At 54.6% G+C, this 17,337-nt stretch carries 15 protein-coding genes; 12 read left to right on the plus strand and 3 right to left on the minus strand.

Annotation, left to right across the window (positions count from 1 at the left end):
• The 5 genes from V0288_RS23635 to V0288_RS23655 all read left to right on the plus strand — a co-directional run.
• Positions 1-714 (plus strand): tetratricopeptide repeat protein (locus V0288_RS23635; RefSeq protein ID WP_332867653.1); only part of this gene is annotated, 714 nt, incomplete at its 5' end.
• A gap of 170 nt (positions 715-884) precedes the next feature.
• The gene (locus V0288_RS23640) at positions 885-1,688 is read left to right on the plus strand and encodes a tetratricopeptide repeat protein (RefSeq protein ID WP_332867654.1); all 804 of its coding nucleotides are present in this window, start codon (positions 885-887) and stop codon (positions 1,686-1,688) included.
• Positions 1,689-1,845: 157 nt separating this feature from the next.
• Positions 1,846-2,940 (plus strand): S1C family serine protease, encoded by a 1,095-nt coding sequence (locus V0288_RS23645; RefSeq protein ID WP_332867655.1) that lies wholly within the window; start codon positions 1,846-1,848, stop codon positions 2,938-2,940.
• Positions 2,941-2,949: 9 nt separating this feature from the next.
• Positions 2,950-3,609: a COP23 domain-containing protein gene (locus V0288_RS23650; protein ID WP_332867656.1), complete on the plus strand. Its 660-nt coding sequence runs from the start codon at positions 2,950-2,952 to the stop codon at positions 3,607-3,609.
• Between the two features lie 74 nt (positions 3,610-3,683).
• Complete coding sequence (locus V0288_RS23655) at positions 3,684-7,661, plus strand: tetratricopeptide repeat protein (protein ID WP_332867657.1); 3,978 nt, start codon at positions 3,684-3,686, stop codon at positions 7,659-7,661.
• A gap of 204 nt (positions 7,662-7,865) precedes the next feature.
• On the opposite strand, the gene V0288_RS23660 is transcribed toward V0288_RS23655, so the two are convergent.
• Positions 7,866-8,633 carry an SDR family NAD(P)-dependent oxidoreductase gene (locus V0288_RS23660; RefSeq protein WP_332867658.1) on the minus strand — a complete coding sequence of 256 codons (768 nt, stop codon included), beginning with the start codon at positions 8,631-8,633 and terminating at the stop codon, positions 7,866-7,868.
• A gap of 103 nt (positions 8,634-8,736) precedes the next feature.
• The gene (locus V0288_RS23665; RefSeq protein ID WP_332867659.1) at positions 8,737-9,462 is read right to left on the minus strand and encodes a 2-phosphosulfolactate phosphatase family protein; all 726 of its coding nucleotides are present in this window, start codon (positions 9,460-9,462) and stop codon (positions 8,737-8,739) included.
• Positions 9,463-9,726: 264 nt separating this feature from the next.
• On the opposite strand from V0288_RS23665, the gene V0288_RS23670 reads away from it, so the two are divergent.
• From V0288_RS23670 to V0288_RS23695, 6 genes are all read left to right on the plus strand, one after another.
• Complete coding sequence (locus V0288_RS23670) at positions 9,727-9,903, plus strand: FeoA family protein (RefSeq protein ID WP_332867660.1); 177 nt, start codon at positions 9,727-9,729, stop codon at positions 9,901-9,903.
• 110 nt (positions 9,904-10,013) lie between these two features.
• Positions 10,014-10,463, plus strand: a complete 450-nt coding sequence (locus V0288_RS23675) for a FeoB small GTPase domain-containing protein (protein WP_422662061.1) — start codon at positions 10,014-10,016, stop codon at positions 10,461-10,463.
• Complete coding sequence (locus V0288_RS23680) at positions 10,460-10,963, plus strand: L,D-transpeptidase (RefSeq protein ID WP_332867661.1); 504 nt, start codon at positions 10,460-10,462, stop codon at positions 10,961-10,963. Before V0288_RS23675 ends, V0288_RS23680 begins: the two co-directional genes overlap by 4 nt.
• A gap of 75 nt (positions 10,964-11,038) precedes the next feature.
• Positions 11,039-11,716 (plus strand): Mo-dependent nitrogenase C-terminal domain-containing protein, encoded by a 678-nt coding sequence (locus V0288_RS23685; RefSeq protein WP_332867662.1) that lies wholly within the window; start codon positions 11,039-11,041, stop codon positions 11,714-11,716.
• 50 nt (positions 11,717-11,766) lie between these two features.
• On the plus strand, positions 11,767-12,072 hold the full coding sequence (locus V0288_RS23690; protein WP_332867663.1) for a hypothetical protein: 306 nt from the start codon (positions 11,767-11,769) through the stop codon (positions 12,070-12,072).
• A gap of 160 nt (positions 12,073-12,232) precedes the next feature.
• Positions 12,233-14,173 (plus strand): AAA-like domain-containing protein, encoded by a 1,941-nt coding sequence (locus V0288_RS23695; protein ID WP_332867664.1) that lies wholly within the window; start codon positions 12,233-12,235, stop codon positions 14,171-14,173.
• A 217-nt stretch (positions 14,174-14,390) separates the two neighbouring features.
• Here the strand turns inward: V0288_RS23695 and V0288_RS23700 are convergent, their stop codons facing one another.
• A complete protein-coding gene (locus tag V0288_RS23700; protein ID WP_332867665.1) occupies positions 14,391-14,597 on the minus strand; it encodes a hypothetical protein in 207 nt (68 codons plus the stop codon).
• 23 nt (positions 14,598-14,620) lie between these two features.
• Between V0288_RS23700 and V0288_RS23705 the strand changes: the two genes are divergently transcribed.
• A complete protein-coding gene (locus V0288_RS23705; protein WP_332867666.1) occupies positions 14,621-17,284 on the plus strand; it encodes a methyl-accepting chemotaxis protein in 2,664 nt (887 codons plus the stop codon).
• The last annotated feature ends 53 nt before the right edge of the window (positions 17,285-17,337 follow it).

Genomic DNA, 17,337 nt, shown 5'->3' on the forward strand with positions numbered 1-17,337 from the left:
CTCGCCGATTTCAATAAAGCGATCGAGATCGACCCTCGAAACGTCGAGGCTTACAGCAATCGGGGGCTTGTTTACACCGAACAGCGGAAACTCGACCTCGCCCTCGCCGATTTCAACCGAGCGATCGACATGAACCCCCGATTGGCGATGGCTTACAACAATCGGGGGCATCTTTACAAGCAACAGCAAAAAACCGATCTCGCCCTCGCCGATTTCAATAAAGCGATCGAGATCGACCCTCGAAACGTCGAGGCTTACAACAATCGGGGGTATCTTTACCACCAACAGCAGAAAACCGACCTCGCCCTCGCCGATTTCAATAAAGCGATCGAGATTAACCCCCGATGGGCGATGGCTTACTACAATCGGGGGTATCTTTACGACCAACAACACCAAACCGACCTCGCCCTCGCCGATTATACCCGAGCGATCGAGATTAATCCCCGATACGCGTCAGCTTACCGCAATCGGGGAGTTCTGTACTACCAACAGCAGAAAACCGACCTCGCCCTCGCCGATTATACCCGAGCGATCGAGATTAATCCCCGATACGCGATAGCTTACGTCAATCGGGGGAGTCTTTATCACGATCGGCGAGAAACGGAAAAAGCGATCGAGGATTTACGAAAAGCCGCCGAACTGTACCGTCAGCAAGGAAATACGGGCGCTTATGAAGAGATACTACAAATCCTACGGAAATTAGGCGCGGTCTAGATAGTCAAGCGATCCGCTTGCGGTAGCGCTTCGCTCCCGCCCTCTTTCTATTCCCATACCGAAGGTCGATCGAATCCCGACGGAAAATCGATCGCCCCACCTTGCACATCGCGAAAAAAGTGACCGATAAACCGGGTAGAAGTTCAAATCCCCCCGTCGAGGAACTACCCATGAAATCCTTTACCCTCCCCACCCCCGCCCTCATCACCATTAGCCTACTCGGCCTTGTCACCCTCTTCACCATCCCGACCCCGAAGAGCCAACCGCGAACCGAAACCCCGATCGCCCGAGTCTCTTCTAACGAAGCGCGCGCCCACTTCGATCGGGGATCTAGTTACGTCCGACAGGAAAAACGGGATCTCGCCATCACCGAATACATCAGAGCGATCGAACTCGATCCGAATTACGCCCTGGCTTACAACGAGCGGGGCTATCTTTACAACCAACAGGGGAAATCCGACCTCGCCCTGTCCGATTACAACCGCGCGATCGAGATCGATCCCCGATTAGCCTTGGCTTACAACAATCGGGGCTATCTTTACAACCAACAGGGGAAATCCGACCTCGCCCTGTCCGATTACAACCGCGCGATCGAGATCGATCCCCGATTGGCCGCCGCTTACAACAATCGGGCGCTTCTTTACGCCGAACAACACCAAACCGACCTCGCCCTGTCCGATTACAACCGCGCGCTCGAGATCGATCCCCGATTGGCCTTGGCTTACAACAATCGGGGCTATCTTTACGCCGAGCGGGGGAAATTCATCCTCGCTCAGTTCGATTACAACCGCGCGATCGGGATCGATCCCCGATTAACCGACGCTTACCTCAATCGGGGGGTTCTTTATTACCGTCAGAAAGATACGGAAAAAGCGATCGAAGATTTCCGACAAGCCGCCGAACTGTACCGCCAGGAAGGAAAAAACCAGGACTATCAGGAGGTTACGCGAATCCTACGGAAATTAGGCGCGTAGAAAGCCGAAGGAGCGGGGAGCGGTCCCGAAGCGATCGATCTCCGGGTATAAACTTTTCCTAAAAACCGGTCTCAAGATTGAAAAATGACGGCATAATCGGAAAAAAACAACGATAAAACCATCAACCGCCAACCCGATTCCCAAACCCGCACAGAAGATGAAACCGATCCATCTCATCCTAGTTGTCCCGCTCGCCGCTACCAGCCTAAGCTGTCAAGCACTCGGATTCCCGATTCAAACTGTCCGATCCTTTTTATCACAGGATCAGACCGCTTCAATACTCTATCAAAAAGCCAGTCCCGCCGTCGTCACCATCAAAAACGGCAACGGACACGGTAGCGGCTTTCTCGTCAGTCCCGACGGTCTGATCGTCACCAACGCCCACGTTGTCGAGGGCGGCCCCCGCGTCGTCACGGTAAAATTCTCCGACGGTCAACAAGCCTCCGCGGACGTGATCGGATTCGCGAAAAATGGCGTAGATCTAGCCGTCCTCCGGATTTATAACCGCCAGAACCTGCCCTATCTTCCCCTAGCCCGTCCGAACTCCCCGCGAGTGGGCGAGAGCATCTTCGTGATCGGGACCCCCCTAGAGGAGGACTACCAAAACACCCTGACCCAAGGCATCATCAGCCGTCTCGACCCGGAAAAAGGCACCGTGCAACATAACGCCAACACCAACCCCGGTAATTCCGGCGGGCCTGTCCTCAATTCGCAGGGGGAAGTGGTCGGGGTTCACTTCTCGGGCGATCGGGGGAGTTTGGTATACGACGGCGCGGGAAACGAGATCGGCTTTACTAAGAGCGGGATTAACTTCGCCGTTTCCCTCGATCGCCTGCAAGATTTCCTCGCCGCCGTCAAAAATGGTGATATTTCTTCCGTTTCCACCAGGCGGGACGAGAATCGAGAGCCGGAGATCCTCGCGCTCCCTCTCGACGGTCAAACCCTTCAGGGAAGTTTAAACAAAAAGAAAGCCGCCGATCTCTATGTTTTTCAAGGCCGCGCCGGACAGAAAGTGACCGTCGAAATGAACGCGCGCGAGATTAACCCCTTTTTGGGGCTATTCCGCGTCGTTGAAACCGCCGAGGGAAAGAAATTTGAACCGGTCGCCGAAAATGACGATCGCGCCCCGGGCGATTTTAACGCCCGACTCGTGACCGAATTACCCGCCGACGGGGTTTATCTCGTGATTGCCAAGTCCCAAGAAAATGGCGAAACGGGCGAATATACCCTGAGCGCGGCCATTAATCCCTAATCATCCCTAATGAAATCGTTTTTACCCGTCCAGAACATTTTTGATTCAGGAGTCAAACCCGTGAACGATCGATCTTTTTCCCTCCGTCTCGCTTCTGTCGCTCTCCTCGCCACCGTCCTCCTCGGTAGTGTCGCCCCCGGTTTCAGCCAATCGGCCCGGCCCGATCGGGTGACCTTTTTCTGCAAACAAGTGTTCGATCGAGCGTCGGGGAACAAAATCCCCGCTACCCTAGCTTGGGTTCCCGGTAGAGGCGGCAACGTGAGGATTATCGGCTGGAAATCCGAATATTTCCGCAAAAGCTCCCCGGCTCGTTGCGAGGAAGTTTCGCGCAAATTCCAGACAGCCTTCGATGGAGGACGTTTCAACTACCTCACCACCGGCAAAGCGAAAGGATACCCGATCGTCTGCGCGGTCGCCCGCACCGGCGATCCCTGCGATGGAAATAGTCAACTTTTCACCGTCAAACCCCACGATAATCCCGATCTAGTCTTACAACAACTCATGGATATTCTAGAGGGAAAAACCTCGGATATGCTCCTCCAGAGTTCCGGGAATAAAACCTACGTCTCGATGACGGAATTTTTCGCCAAAGCCCCGCTCGCCGATCGCGACGCTCCCCCCTGTACTATATCGGGCGGCCCGCAAATGAACTGCCGCGGGGGCCGATAGGATTCGTTCTCGATCGACACATCCCGTGGCGCGTCTTTTCTCCCGACTTTTCCCGAAAATCCCCGAGAAAAACCATGTTTAAGCCGTTTCCCCTCTTCCTGAGTTTCCTGGTTCTGTCCGTCGAACCGGTTAGAGCGATCGCCCCTTCGATCCCCCCGACGATCGTTACCCGAGACACGCCGGACGCGGAGATCGAGCGATCGATCCGTCAAGTCACCGTTCGGATCACTAGCGACCGAAATCGGGGATCGGGGACGATTATCGGCAAAAACGGCGATAATTACCTCGTTCTCACCAACGCCCACGTTATCCGCGGCGCGACCACCCTACAGGTAGAAACCCACGACGGACAGACTCGATCGGCCCGAATTTTGCCGAACTCTCTCTCCGGAGACAAAGATCTCGCCCTAGTGGAGTTTCGCGATCCCCGCGCTTACTCGATCGCCAAAATTAGCGCGATTCCCCTCGACGCGGGGATAGAAATCACGACGGCCGGTTATTCGGGGGAAACGGGGCGATACACCCGCGACGACGGGAAAATCGAACGGCTGAGCGATCGGCCCCTCCGGGAAGGCTATAGCATCGGCTACAGTGGCGAGGTCGCGCAGGGAATGAGCGGCGGCGGGATCTTTTTCGAGGACGAGTTAATCGGCATTAACGGGCGATCGGCCTATCCCATTCTCTCCAATTACACCTACGAGGACGGATCGCGACCGACAGAAGCCGAAATCGAACAGATGAGAGCCGTTAATTGGGGCATTCCCATCAATACCCTATTAACCTACATCCAGCCGGACATCCTCACCGCGTACCGATTACCCTTACCGAAAACCGACCCCGGCATCGCTAACCCCGCCTATACCGGCTATATCGCCGAATTAGAAAAGAAAGCGAGAGGCTTTACCGTGCGGATCGACAGTAGTAGCCAGGCCAACGGTAGCGGCGCGATTATCGCCCGCGAGGGGAACACCTATACCGTACTGACCGCGGATCACGTCCTCTGCGAGAAAATCGCCGACGGGGAAACCTGTGCCGATTTCGCCTACACCCTCACCACCTCCGACGGGAAAACGATTCCCCTGGATAAAAAAACGATCGTCCGACAGGAAGGGGTCGATCTGGCGGTTTTTACCTTCCAGAGTGGCGAGAATTATCCGGTGGCGGAAATCGCGAACTATAGCCCCGATCGAGAGAGTCCCGTTTTCGTGGCGGGATTTCCCAAAATCGGCGATAAACAAGCGGGATGGCTCTTTAGCGGCGGCGCGGTCAAAAATCAGGAGGAAGGAATTATCTTCACGCGTCAGAGTGATTTCACGATCACCCAAAGCGGGGCATCGCGGGGCGCGAGTTCCCTTACTGGCGGTTACGATATGGTCTATACCAGTATTACTTTCGGCGGTATGAGCGGCGGCCCGGTGTTAAACGCGGCCGGACAGGTAATCGGGATTCACGGGCGATCCGAGGGGGTAAAGGGAAAAATTCAGCTAGGGTTTAGTTTAGGGATTCCGATTAATAGTTTTATCGGTTTACAGGAAAGATTTCGGGTTAAGTTATCTTCTCCCGTTACCGTTCAACCCCGGTTAACGGCACAACAACGCGAGGAGATCGATCGAACCCTCGTCAATGTAGAAGTCCCGGAAACCAACGCGCCCGCGAATATCTGGATCGAGCGGGGGAATCAACTCTGGCGGTTGAAAAAGAACGATCGGGCCTTACAAGCCTTCGATCGGGCGATACAGTTAAACGATCCCGAATACACCTATCTAGCTTGGTACGGTAAAGCGCTGGTTTACCGGAGCAAGTATAAATATCGGGAAGCGAGCGAGGCGATCGAGAAAGCGCTCGCCACCCTACCCGCTCGCGAGCGAGGTTCGGAATTTCACGCGGAAATCCTAAACGATCGGGGTTCACTATATTGGGGGTTAAGTTTCAGTCAATACGAAAAAGCGATCGAGAGCCATGAACAAGCCATAAAAATCTTTCCCCGGAATCCGAATTACTACAATAATATATTGATGGTAACGGTTATACGACAATTCGTTATACAACAGGACGTAAGACAATACGATCGAGCCTTGAAAGCGATTAACCGGGCGATCGAGATCGCTCCTCGCTCCAGTTGGTACAGCAATCGCGGGAGTTTATACGGCGCTTGGAAAAAATGGGATCTCGCGTTAGCCGATTATAATAAAGCACTCGCTTTGAATCCAAATAACGCTAGGGCGTATATGAACCGCGCCGATGTGTACAAAGAGCGAAAAGAGTGGGATTTAGCTCTAGCCGATTATAACCGGGCGATCGAGATCGATTCTAATTTTTCTGGAGCCTACGCGAAGCGGGGAATGTTTTACATGGCGTGGAAGAAATGGGACTTAGCTCTAGCGGATTATAACCGAGCGGTTAGCATCGATCCCGACAATCCTCTCTTTTATATTCCACGAGGTATTTTTTATTATTTGCAAGGGAAAAACGAGTTAGCGATCGCCGATCTTGCGAGAGCGATCGACAGTTATTCCGATCAATCTTTCGCTTATATACTGCGCGGTTCGGCTTACGTTGCCTTAAAAAAATGGGACTTAGCCCTAGCCGATTTTAACCGGGCGATCGAACTCGATCCGAGTTTCGCCCTCGGTTATGGTAGTCGCGGGGGATTATACGAGGGGCGGCGCGAATGGGACTTAGCCCTAGCGGATTATAATAAAGCGATCGAACTCGATCCGAATTCCGCCCCGAGTTACGAGGCGCGGGGAAATTTTTACAATCAACAACAAAAGTGGAATCTCGCTATTGCCGATTATAGTAGGGCGATCGAATTCGGTGGTTTTGATGGTTATACTCGTCGAGGAAGTGTATACCTTCAACAACAAAAGTGGGATCTCGCGCTCGCCGATTATAATAAGGCGATCGAAACCGCTCCGAATCCCGAACTCGCCTATCTTCTACGGGGGGTTTTATACGAGGTACAGAAAAAATGGGATCTCGCTGTCGCCGATTACAATCAAGCCATTCAATTAAATCCTTATGTAGAGTCGATGTATCGACTTCGGGGAAATTTTTACCGGACTCGAAATCAACTCGATCTCGCTCTCGCCGATTATAACAAGGCGATCGAGCTTAATAGTAGCGATGCGGTTCTGTATTACGGTCGCGGGGAAATTTACCAGGAACAGCAGAAATGGGATCTAGCCCTAAGCGATTACAGTCGATCGATCGAACTCGATCCGAATTACTCGTCCGCTTATTTACAGCGTGGTCGTATTTATTTTCAACAACAAAACTGGGATTTAGCTCTCGCGAGTATCACAAAATCTATCGAGATCGATGGAAAAGCGGACAGCTACTTCATGCGTGGAAAAATTTATCTCCAATTGGGAAAAAGGGACTTGGCTTTAGCCGATCTTAATAAGGCGATCGATCTCAATAGTCAAGGTGATAACGCTTATTCCTTTCGGGGAGAGATCTACCGTCTCCAGAAAAAATGGGATTTAGCTCTCGCCGATCTCGATCGCGCGATCGCTATTAATCAAAATAACGCTATCGCCTACTACATTCGAGGTTTAGTTCACTATGACACTCAAAAATGGGATCTCGCTCTCCAGGACTTCGATCGCGCGATCGCCCTCGCCCCGAATAACGCGAACTATTATAGTTTTCGAGGACAAATTTACAAAATACAGAAACGCTATCCCGAAGCCCTGCGAGACTATCAAAAAGCTCTCGAATTCAACGGAAAGAATCTAGTCGCCATCACCAACATCGGCTTAATTCGCTACGAACAGGGCGATCTAAATTCCGCCCGCACCCAATTTGAAGAAAGCCTATCGATCGACCCCAAATCCGCCGAAAATCAACTCGCCCTAGCCGTCACCCTCTCGCGTCAGGGCGACACGGGGGAAGCGATCGAACTCGCCAGAAGCGCGTTTAAAATCGACCCCGAATTCGCCAAGGTCGAAACCCTCGAAAAAAATCTCTGGGGGGAAAAAATCATCGCCGACACGCGCGAATTTCTCGCCTCTCCCGCCTTCCAAAACGCGAAATCCGAAAAATTCTAAATCCCATGAAAGGAGTCATCAGATATCCGTGAATTGAAAGGATAGTTTCACTCAAGACTGACGATTTTAAGAATATTTGGAAAAAAGATCCAGCCTTTATATTCTTAAAAACTCTTTACTTCTCCTTTCTCCTCCTGACTCCTGACTCCTGACTCCTGACTCCTGTCTCCTGTCCCAACAAGAGATTTTGGCCGGAGGTCTATCTTACCGGGCCGTATAGCCGCCGTCGATGACCAACTCCGCGCCGGTGACGAATTTCGACTCGTCGGACGCGAGGTAGAGAATCCCGTAAGCGATGTCTTCCGGTTCGCCGATATGACCGAGCGGGTGCAAGCTATTCAGGCTTTCCCGTCCCTCGGCCACGTCACCCCGCGCCGCGAGAAACTTCTCGACCAACGGTGTCCAGATAAAGCCCGGATGGACGGAATTCACCCGAATATTATCGCGGGCGTACAGGAGCGCGTCGGTTTTGGTCATTAAACGTACCGCTCCCTTCGAGGCGTGGTACGGGGGAATGTCCGGCGCGCTGATAATCCCGTAGATAGATGACAGATTGACAATACTGCCGCCCCCGGTTTCCAGCATCGAGATCACGGCGTATTTGGTACACAGAAAAACCCCGTTCACATTGACCGCCATTAGCGCGTTCCATTCTTCCTCGGTGATTTCGTGGGTCGGTTTATTCACGCCGGCGATGCCCGCGTTGTTCACGAGAATGTCGATTTTTCCCCACTTCCGACGCGTTTCGGCGAAAACCTCGCGAACGTTTTCTTCTTTGGAAACATCTAAATGCCAATATTCGGACCGATATCCTTTCCCGTCCATCTCCTGCGCCAGTTTTTCGCCCTCGGGGTCTAAAACATCGGTTATCGCGACGCGGGCCCCCTCTCGCGCGAGTAGTTCACAGGTGGCCCGACCGATTCCCAAGGCTCCCCCCGTCACCAGCGCGACTTTATCTTTCACTCTATCCATACCAAAAACCCTCCGGCCGATACCTCCCTATCCTAGAAAGGCGATCGCCCCGTCTCCTCTAACGGGGGAGAGGGTTTCTATCCACTAAAAGTATCGATCGATCCTACAGTTTCACGAACAATCCGGGTTCTTTCTGAATCGGTAATACGTCTAGAGAGTCGATATCCGCGCAGTATTTCAGATCCTCGTCGCAGTGGAGACGGAGGAGGCGCTGACCGTGACTGCAACTGTGGAACATTCCCAAGAGATTATCTTTCCACTGACTGTAGAGGGCGATCGAGGCGATCACTTCATCGTTACCGACCTCCATATCCCGATCCGCTTCCCGTAACGCGTGGGCGATCGCACCCGCGCAGGCGGTATCCTCTAAAGAATATCCCCCTTCCCATCCCGAACCGACGATCCAAACCGTATCCGGCTGTTTATCGAGCAAGAATTTCACCGCGGACTGACGGTTAATCATTGCGGCCGCGATAACGGTGGGGGATTCCTCCACCCGTTGAATGGTGCGGGTTCCGTTGGTGGTGCTGAGAAACAGACGGCGACCGCTCATGAGTTCGGGAGTACAATCGAGGGGAGAATTGCCGAGATCGCATCCTTCCACCTTCGCCCCCCCTCTCTCTCCCGCTCTCAGGCGTTTTTCGGGAAGCCAGGTATCGCTTACCTGCATTAAAGTTTTCAGGTCGCTAAAGGCTTGTACCGCTTCGGCTCCCGCGCTGAGGGCGGTGGCGATCGTCGTGGTCGCTCTCAAAACATCGATGACCACCGCGCAATCGGGCAGGGTGTGAACGGGGGTCAGTTCCGGGGTGTGATAGACAAAAACCTGCACGGGTTAACGATCCTGATAGGAGGTGAAAGGACTAGATGTAGGGCAAATTGTATCACGCGGCTGGAGAGGTCGCGGGAGGCGGCCGATCGCCACCGATTACAATATCTTTTCCCGATCATTAATTAATTTATTTTTTATAATACCGGAACGTGTATTAATTGAAAAAAATCAATTACGAAGATTGATTTTAACAAATATTCGCGATCGCTTGTCTTTTCCGTCCCGTTCCGAGTTAATTGAATAAGATTCGTAATAAAGACTAGGATGACCCTATCGGAATTACTCCCCGGACAGACGGCGATCGTCCCGGAAATTCTAGAAAGCCGCTACGGGCAAGGACTCGCGAACCGACTGGAGGCGATGGGAATAATTTCTAATAAACCGGTTCGGTACTTCGGAAAGCGGGTTTCGGCGGCCCCCTACGCGTTCGCGTCGGTTTGACCACGGAAGTCGCGATCTGGCGGGGAAAGGCAAAAATGGTCAAAATTCAGCATTTATCGTAGGAGTGCGAGGCTCGCGCTCTTTCGCGGTACAGGAAACGGGTAACAGCGATGACGTGTCACGCGGGAGCCGGCACAACGGGAAAAAGTAACGCCCTCAAGCGGGTCGGCCCGATCGGGATGCCCAATACGGGGAAATCGACGTTTTTTCACCGGATAACGGGCGCGACGGCCTTCATGGGCAACCGGCCGGGAATTACCGTCGATCTCTTGCAAGCGAACGTTCAAATCGATGGCGAGACGATCGAATTCGTCGATCTGCCCGGAATTTACGACCTGAACGGCTTTTCCGACGATGAAAAGGTGGTGCGGAGGTTTTTCGCGTCCTTCGAGGTCGATCCGGTGGTGATGATCGTCAACGCGGTTTTCCCCAACGGCAACGGGGCGATCGGGTTATTCTCCCTCTCACGAGAAATCGATCGAACGGTTGTCTTCCCAGAAAAAGCGAGTACAATACGGATAAAAAATCTTTTTCCAGCGAAAATCGTTTTCAAGAGATGAAAGCTCTTTTATCCGTCTTCCTGCTGTCTTTGGCGCTAACGACGGAACTTTTCGGGAATCCGCGCGCGGGTGTGGCACTCCCTCCCCCGAACGCGGCCGCGGTCGTCATCGATACCCGTTTAGTGTTGAACTTAAAACAGCGTCGGCTGTACGTTTATCGGGGGGATAAAGCGATCGCTTCCTATCGGGTGGCGATCGGTCGGAAGGGTTGGGAAACACCCATCGGACAGTTTAGCGTGATCCAGATGGTGCGCGATCCCGCGTGGGAACATCCCCTGACCGGTCAGATCGTGCCGTCGGGGGGCAAAAATCCGCTCGGCGCTCGCTGGATCGGCTTCTGGACGGACGGGAAAAACTCGATCGGCTTTCACGGAACCCCGGACGAACATCTGATCGGTCGCGCCGTCTCTCACGGTTGCGTTCGTATGCGGAACCGGGATATCAAGACATTATTCGAGAAAGTTAGCGTGGGAACCCCCGTCACCGTTTTGGCAAAGTAATCGAAATTTCGCGCTTCGGGTACCGGCGAGCGGACGATACAATCGGATCATCGACATCAGCCTCACGCCGAAATTATGGTAACAGCCTCTCACGATAGCAACGGATCGATCGCGACGTGGTTACGGGGACTTCTCTCGATCGCCTGGTCCGATGGCGATTATACCCCCGAGGAGCAGGAATCGATCGCCCGTTTCGCCCACGAGTTACATCTTGAAGATGGTGACGTTCTCTACCGCTCGATTGAACCGGAAGAACTAGCCGAAAGTCTGGGAAAAGACCCGAAAACCGCCGAAAATTTCCTCCGAACCGCCGTCATCGTGGCGATCGCCGACGGGATTTACTCTCCCGCGGAAGCCGATTTACTGCACCGTTTCAGCGAGGCGCTGGGAATTCGCGTGGAAGCGTTAGAAGCGCTCGAACACACCCTCTGTAAACCGGCGGAAACGGCGGGAGAAACGACTAAATCCGCCCTGATCTGCCCCGAACCGCCCCATCCCGACCTCTTGCATCCCCTAAAAGACTGGCTCGACGGATTGGAAATTCACGATCCCCGTCTCGCCCGCTTTATCTGCAAGATGGTCCCGCCACAATGTCCGTTCGAGCGAGATATCGTGCTTTTCGGGCATAAAATCGTCCATATTCCGCCGTTATGTAAATTAAATCCCCTGTACGATCAGTTAGTCGGTTTACGGTTCCGCTCCCTGTCCTATCTAGCCGACGAGTGCCAAGAAGACATATCCGAATATATTTAGAGAGCGAGCACCCGGAAACCGTACAAACCCGTATAAACCCGTAGGGTGGATTGGCGAAGCGTAATCCACCAACCCCCTACCGTTCGGCGGGCGATCGACCGAGAGAGGCGAATATTTTAGAGGAAATTAGCGCGGTACAGGAAGATTCCGGTCGATCGCTAGAGTATTTTCACCGAGCGCGAACGCTTTACGGGGTGATCGGCGATAAATACAGCCGGAATCGCGATTCACTCTCGATCGCCGATTACCGGCGCCAAAACCTTCCCCTATCGATTGATTTCTATCGATTTTTTCGATATACATTGGCCGATATCGAGTTAAATATTCACGAATTACCGTTTTTGTCAATACTATAAAGTCAGATCTTTCGGCACCGACTGTCATCAATTTTCGGACTCGAATCCGATCGGGAAGTAACATTCTTTTCCCCTCTCCGTTACGCGTCGGGGGATTCGCGTAAACTGAGAGCGGGGGATTGTTTTCTTCTATCTAAAGACATATTTTATTCACGAGTCGATGACGATTCACGAGATTATCGCTCTTCTCAACGCCGATCCCGCGACCAGACTAGACGACAAACAAGAATCGGTCTTACGTTTATCCTGGGAAGGATACACCTATCTGGAGATGGCACCGGAATTGCACTACGAGGACAGCTACCTCCGCAATATCGCGGGGCCGCTGTGGCGGGTTCTCACGAGAATTTTCGGCACCCCGATCAATAAAAATAATTTCTACGCGGCCCTGCACGATCGCCCGTTAACCGACTATCAAACGCGATTGATCCGGGCTTATCAGGCGACAATAATCCAGCCGAGCGCTCCCGCGTCGATCGACCGCGAACCCGACGCGCCCTCGATTCCCGACCCCTATTACGGGCCGATCCACCTAGCCTCCACCCTATACCTGGAAAGACCGCCGATCGAGGATCTCGCCTGCGCGGAGATCGAGAAACCGGGGGGAGTCCTACGGATCAGATCCCCGGCCCGCACCGGCAAAACCTCCCTCCTGCTGAGGGTATTACACGCCGCCCGGGAAAAGAATTACCGGACGGTGACGCTCAACTGTACCGACCCCGACCCGGCGCAGTACGGCGATATCGAGCGATTTCTTCAATGGTTCTGTCGGGAAATTAACCGCCAATTACACCTAGATCTCGACCTGGAAGACTACTGGCAAGAGGAAGCGGGGAGTAAGGTTAACTGTAGCCTGTACGTGCAAAATCACTTACTCGATCGGGACGATCGCCCCCTCGTTCTCGCGCTCGAAGAGGTCCATCAACTATTCGACAAACCGGATCTAGCGCGGGAGTTCTTTCCCCTATTACGTTCCTGGCACGAGAATTCCAAAATCAAACCGATCTGGCAGAAATTGCGCTTGATCGTCGTGCATTCCACCGATCTTTGTATTCCCCTAGGACTCGATCGCTCTCCTTTCAATATCGGCCTCACCCTTACCCTCCCCGGATTCACCCCGGAACAAACCCGTGAGTTAGCCCGAAGGTACGGCATCAACTGGTCGGATCGGGCCGGGCGAGAAAAAGCCCTCACCTTAACCAAACTGATCGGTGGACATCCCTACTACACCCAATTAGCTCTCTACCATCTACGCTGGGGAAAAATTGACTGGGCCGCCTTCCTCGCCGAAGCCGCCACCCCCAAAGGCATCTACAGCGATCACCTGCGCGAGCTATCCCTCATCCTCCGGAAACATCCCGAACTAGCCGCCGCCTGGAAGAAAACGCTCGATTCCCCCGAGCCGATCGAGATCGAGGCGCTGGCCGTTTATAAACTGGAAAGTCTGGGCTTGGTCAAACGGGAGGCGACCGGGGTGGTTCCAGGTAACGAACTCTACCGAAGCTATTTCCAACAACAACTTTCCCTAGGAAATTACACCTTCACGATCGAGAACTATATCTCGCGACTGGAACGGGAAAATAAACGTCTGGTCGCCTTCTCCCTCGTCGATGAACTGACCGGCAGGGGTAGCCGTCTCGGTTTCGAGCTTTCCCTAGAGCGGGAATGGGTACGGTTAGCCCGGGCCTCCGCCTATCTGTCCCTCCTGCTATGCGAGATCGATCGGTTCGAGAGCGTTTCCGAATCCAACGAAACCGAGGCGATCTTGCAGGGGGTGGGCGAGATCCTCGCGGAAAGCGCCCGCAGAACCACCGATTACGTCGCCCTGTACGAAAACGCGAGTTTCGCCATCCTACTCCCGAACATCGATCGGGCGGGAGCTTATGCCGTCGCCGAAAAAATCCAAACCCGGCTATCCGACGCGGCACTCTCCTTCCCCGCGGAAGACGGCGATCGCGGTCCCGTCACCGTCAGTATCGGTATCGCCATCTGTCTCGTCAACTTTCACGATAGCCCCGATTCCCTTAAACGCGCCGCCGAAGAAGCCCTCGATCGATCTCGATCGAACGGGGGAAATCGCGTCACCGTCGCTCGCTCGTGAGGGGATGGGTGTCGGGAGACGGGGAGATGGGGAGGTGGGGAGGTAAGGCAAGAATATATATTGTCGTTTTATTCTGCCTCCCGCCTCCTGCCTCCTGCCTCCTGCCTCCTGACTCCTGTCTCCTGTCTCCTGACTCCTGCCTCCTGCCTCCTGACTCCTGACTCCTGAATTCATAGCGAAAGATAAAAAATTATCAATTTTTTTAAAGAACGGACTGTTACCCGGCACTTTTCCCGTCGATCTTCGAGTCTCTAACGACCGCTCTCCGTCTCGTCCGCCGATCGTCCGGTTTCCCGATCGGCCCGCGAGCGGAAAATGTTACTTTCCCGCCGGCGCGGGGAACTCTATAACTGTGTAACCCCAACATTCCCGCGATCCGCTGTCGTTGTCCGAAAGGCTCGATCCGACGGGGAAGACTCGCCAACTGATTTCGATGAGGTGGATTCAATGACCCAGACTTCTCCCAAGCCTACCCCCGATCCTTCCGAGGGCGATCTGCCCCCTCTACCGCTCCCGATCGACGCGGAAGTGACCCCATCCCCATCGGAGATCCAGAGATACCCCGGAACGGCGATCGCTCCCGAACCGAGTCAAGAGCGATCGCTCTGGGAGCAAATTCGGGATTTTTGCTGGGATAGGCGAGATTTACGCCAGAAAGCGGCATTATCCGGTTTTCTGATGGGATTGATCCCCATCACGATCATTACCGCCAGCGCCTACACGATCTCCCTCAACGCTCTACAGCGACAGGCGGGAAACCCGAGCGCCGTAGAACGGGCGACCGACGCTCGCGGACAATTAGCCGGGATTCCCCTGTTAGGTCTGCTCCTGGCCGGGGGAGCCGGCGCGGCCGCTTGGTTCCTCGCCGATCGAGCTACCCGGCCGCTCCGCTCGATGGAAAAAGCGGTACATCAGATCGGTTCTGGAGATTGGGATACACGGGTAGAAGTCCGGGGGGAAGACGAGTTCGCCATTCTGGGAAGCAATATCAACACGCTGGCCGCGCGATTACAAACCCTCGTCAACGAGCAAACCCGATCGGTGCGACAGGCCAACCTGTTAGCGGAACTGAGCGCCCTAGCGATCGATAACCCGAACGCCAACGAGGAAGAGGCGATCGCTCCCCTATTTAGCAAGGCCCTCGAAGGAACCCGACCCCTCATCGGCGCGAACCGGCTCGTTTTTTACCGACTCACCGGCGAGGGGAACGGACAGGTCGAGAGCGAGTCCGTGGAGTCCCCCTATCCGAGCGCCGCGCGGGAAAAACTCGCGCTCTCTCCCCTGCCGAAAGAACTACTCGAAGCCTACCGCGCCGGACAAACCCGCGTTTTAGAAGATCTTTCCCCGTCCGCTAGGGTTTCCGCCGATCCCCTACAATCGATCCCGCGCCTCGCCGTTCGATCGAGTCTCGTGGTTCCCGTTCTCCCGGATGGCGGTCTCTACGGTTTACTGATCGCGCACCGTTGTGACGGCCCCTATAGCTGGACGGAAACCGAGGCGAGTTTCCTTCGCAACGTCGCCGAGCGTTTGAGCGGCGGGATCGAACGCGCGAGAGTCCAGATCGCCCGACGCGAAGACGCGCGCCGCGCCGGACTCCTCAAGGATATCACCCTGAAAATCGCCGCCGCCCTCGATTCCGAGAACGTTCTCGATGTCGCCGTCCGAGAACTCCGCGAGGCCCTCAACAGCGATCGGGCGATCGTGTACCGCTTCTTTCCCGATTGGTCGGGAACGATTATCGCCGAATCCGTAGATGAACACTTCCCCGCCGCCATCGGCGCGACGATCGCCGATCCCTGTTTCGCCGATCGCTACGTGGAAAAATACCGTCAGGGACGGGTACACGCCACGAGCGACATCTACGAGGCGGGCTTAACCGAATGTCACCTGCGCCAATTGGAACCGTTTAAGGTTAAGGCGAATATCGTCGCCCCGATTCTCAACCGGGGGGAACTCTTGGGCTTGTTGATCGTCCATCAATGTTCCGCCCCCCGCGTCTGGCAGACCGGGGAGATCGATTTCATGGCCCAGATCGCCACCCAGACCGGGCTGGCGCTGGAGAGAACCGACCTGATCGAACAACAACGCAACGCCGAAGAAGAACAACGCCTCGCCCGCGAACAGATTCAAACCCGCGCTCTCGAACTGCTCATGGAAGTAGATCCCGTCAGTCGCGGCGATCTGACCATCCGGGCTAGTGTTACCGAGGACGAGATCGGCACGATCGCCGACTCCTACAACGCCACGATCGAGAGCCTCCGCCGGATCGTTACCCAGGTACAGAACGCCACGATACAACTGGCGCGAACCACCAACGTGAATGAATCCTCCGTGCGCGCGCTCAGTCAGGACGCGACCCTACAAGCCCGCGATATTTCCGAGGCGCTGGCCCGGATTCAAGCGATGACCGAATCGATCGAGGCGGTCGCCGCCAACGCCGAACAGGCCGAATCCGCCGTCGAACAAGCCACCAAGACCGTAGAAGCCGGGGAGGACGCGATGAACCGCACCGTAGACGGTATCCTGGCCATCCGCGAGACGGTAGCGGAAACCGCCAAAAAAGTCAAACGTCTGGGGGAATCTTCGCAGAAAATTTCCAAGGTCGTCAACCTGATCGGCAGTTTCGCCGACCAGACCAACCTTCTAGCGCTGAACGCCTCGATCGAGGCCGCCCACGCGGGAGAGGAGGGACGGGGGTTCGCGGTGGTCGCGGAAGAGGTGCGATCGCTCGCCCGTCAGTCCGCGTCCGCTACGGCGGAGATCGAGGCGCTGGTGGCGAGTATTCAGGCGGAAACCAACGAGGTGGTCGCCGCGATGGAAGCCGGGACGGAACAGGTGGTACTGGGGACGAAACTGGTAGATGAAACCCGGAAAAGCCTCAACCAGATTACCGCCGTCAGTATCCAGATTAACGAGTTGGTCGAGGCGATCGCCCGGGCCGCCGTCGAACAGTCCCAAACCTCGCGGGTCGTGACCCAAACGATGGAACAGGTCGCCGCCATTTCCGATAAAACCTCCCTGGAAGCCTCCCAGGTATCCGACTCCTTCAAACAACTCCTAGAAGTCGCCCTGAACCTTCAAGAAAGCGTCCGTCAGTTCAAAGTGAAGTAAGTCAGGAGTCAGGAGTCAGGAGTCAGGAGTCAGGAGTCAGGAGTCAGGAGTCA

Origin of the sequence: Pannus brasiliensis CCIBt3594 (genome assembly GCF_036688125.1) — a bacterium.
Lineage (GTDB): Bacteria > Cyanobacteriota > Cyanobacteriia > Cyanobacteriales > Microcystaceae > Pannus > Pannus brasiliensis.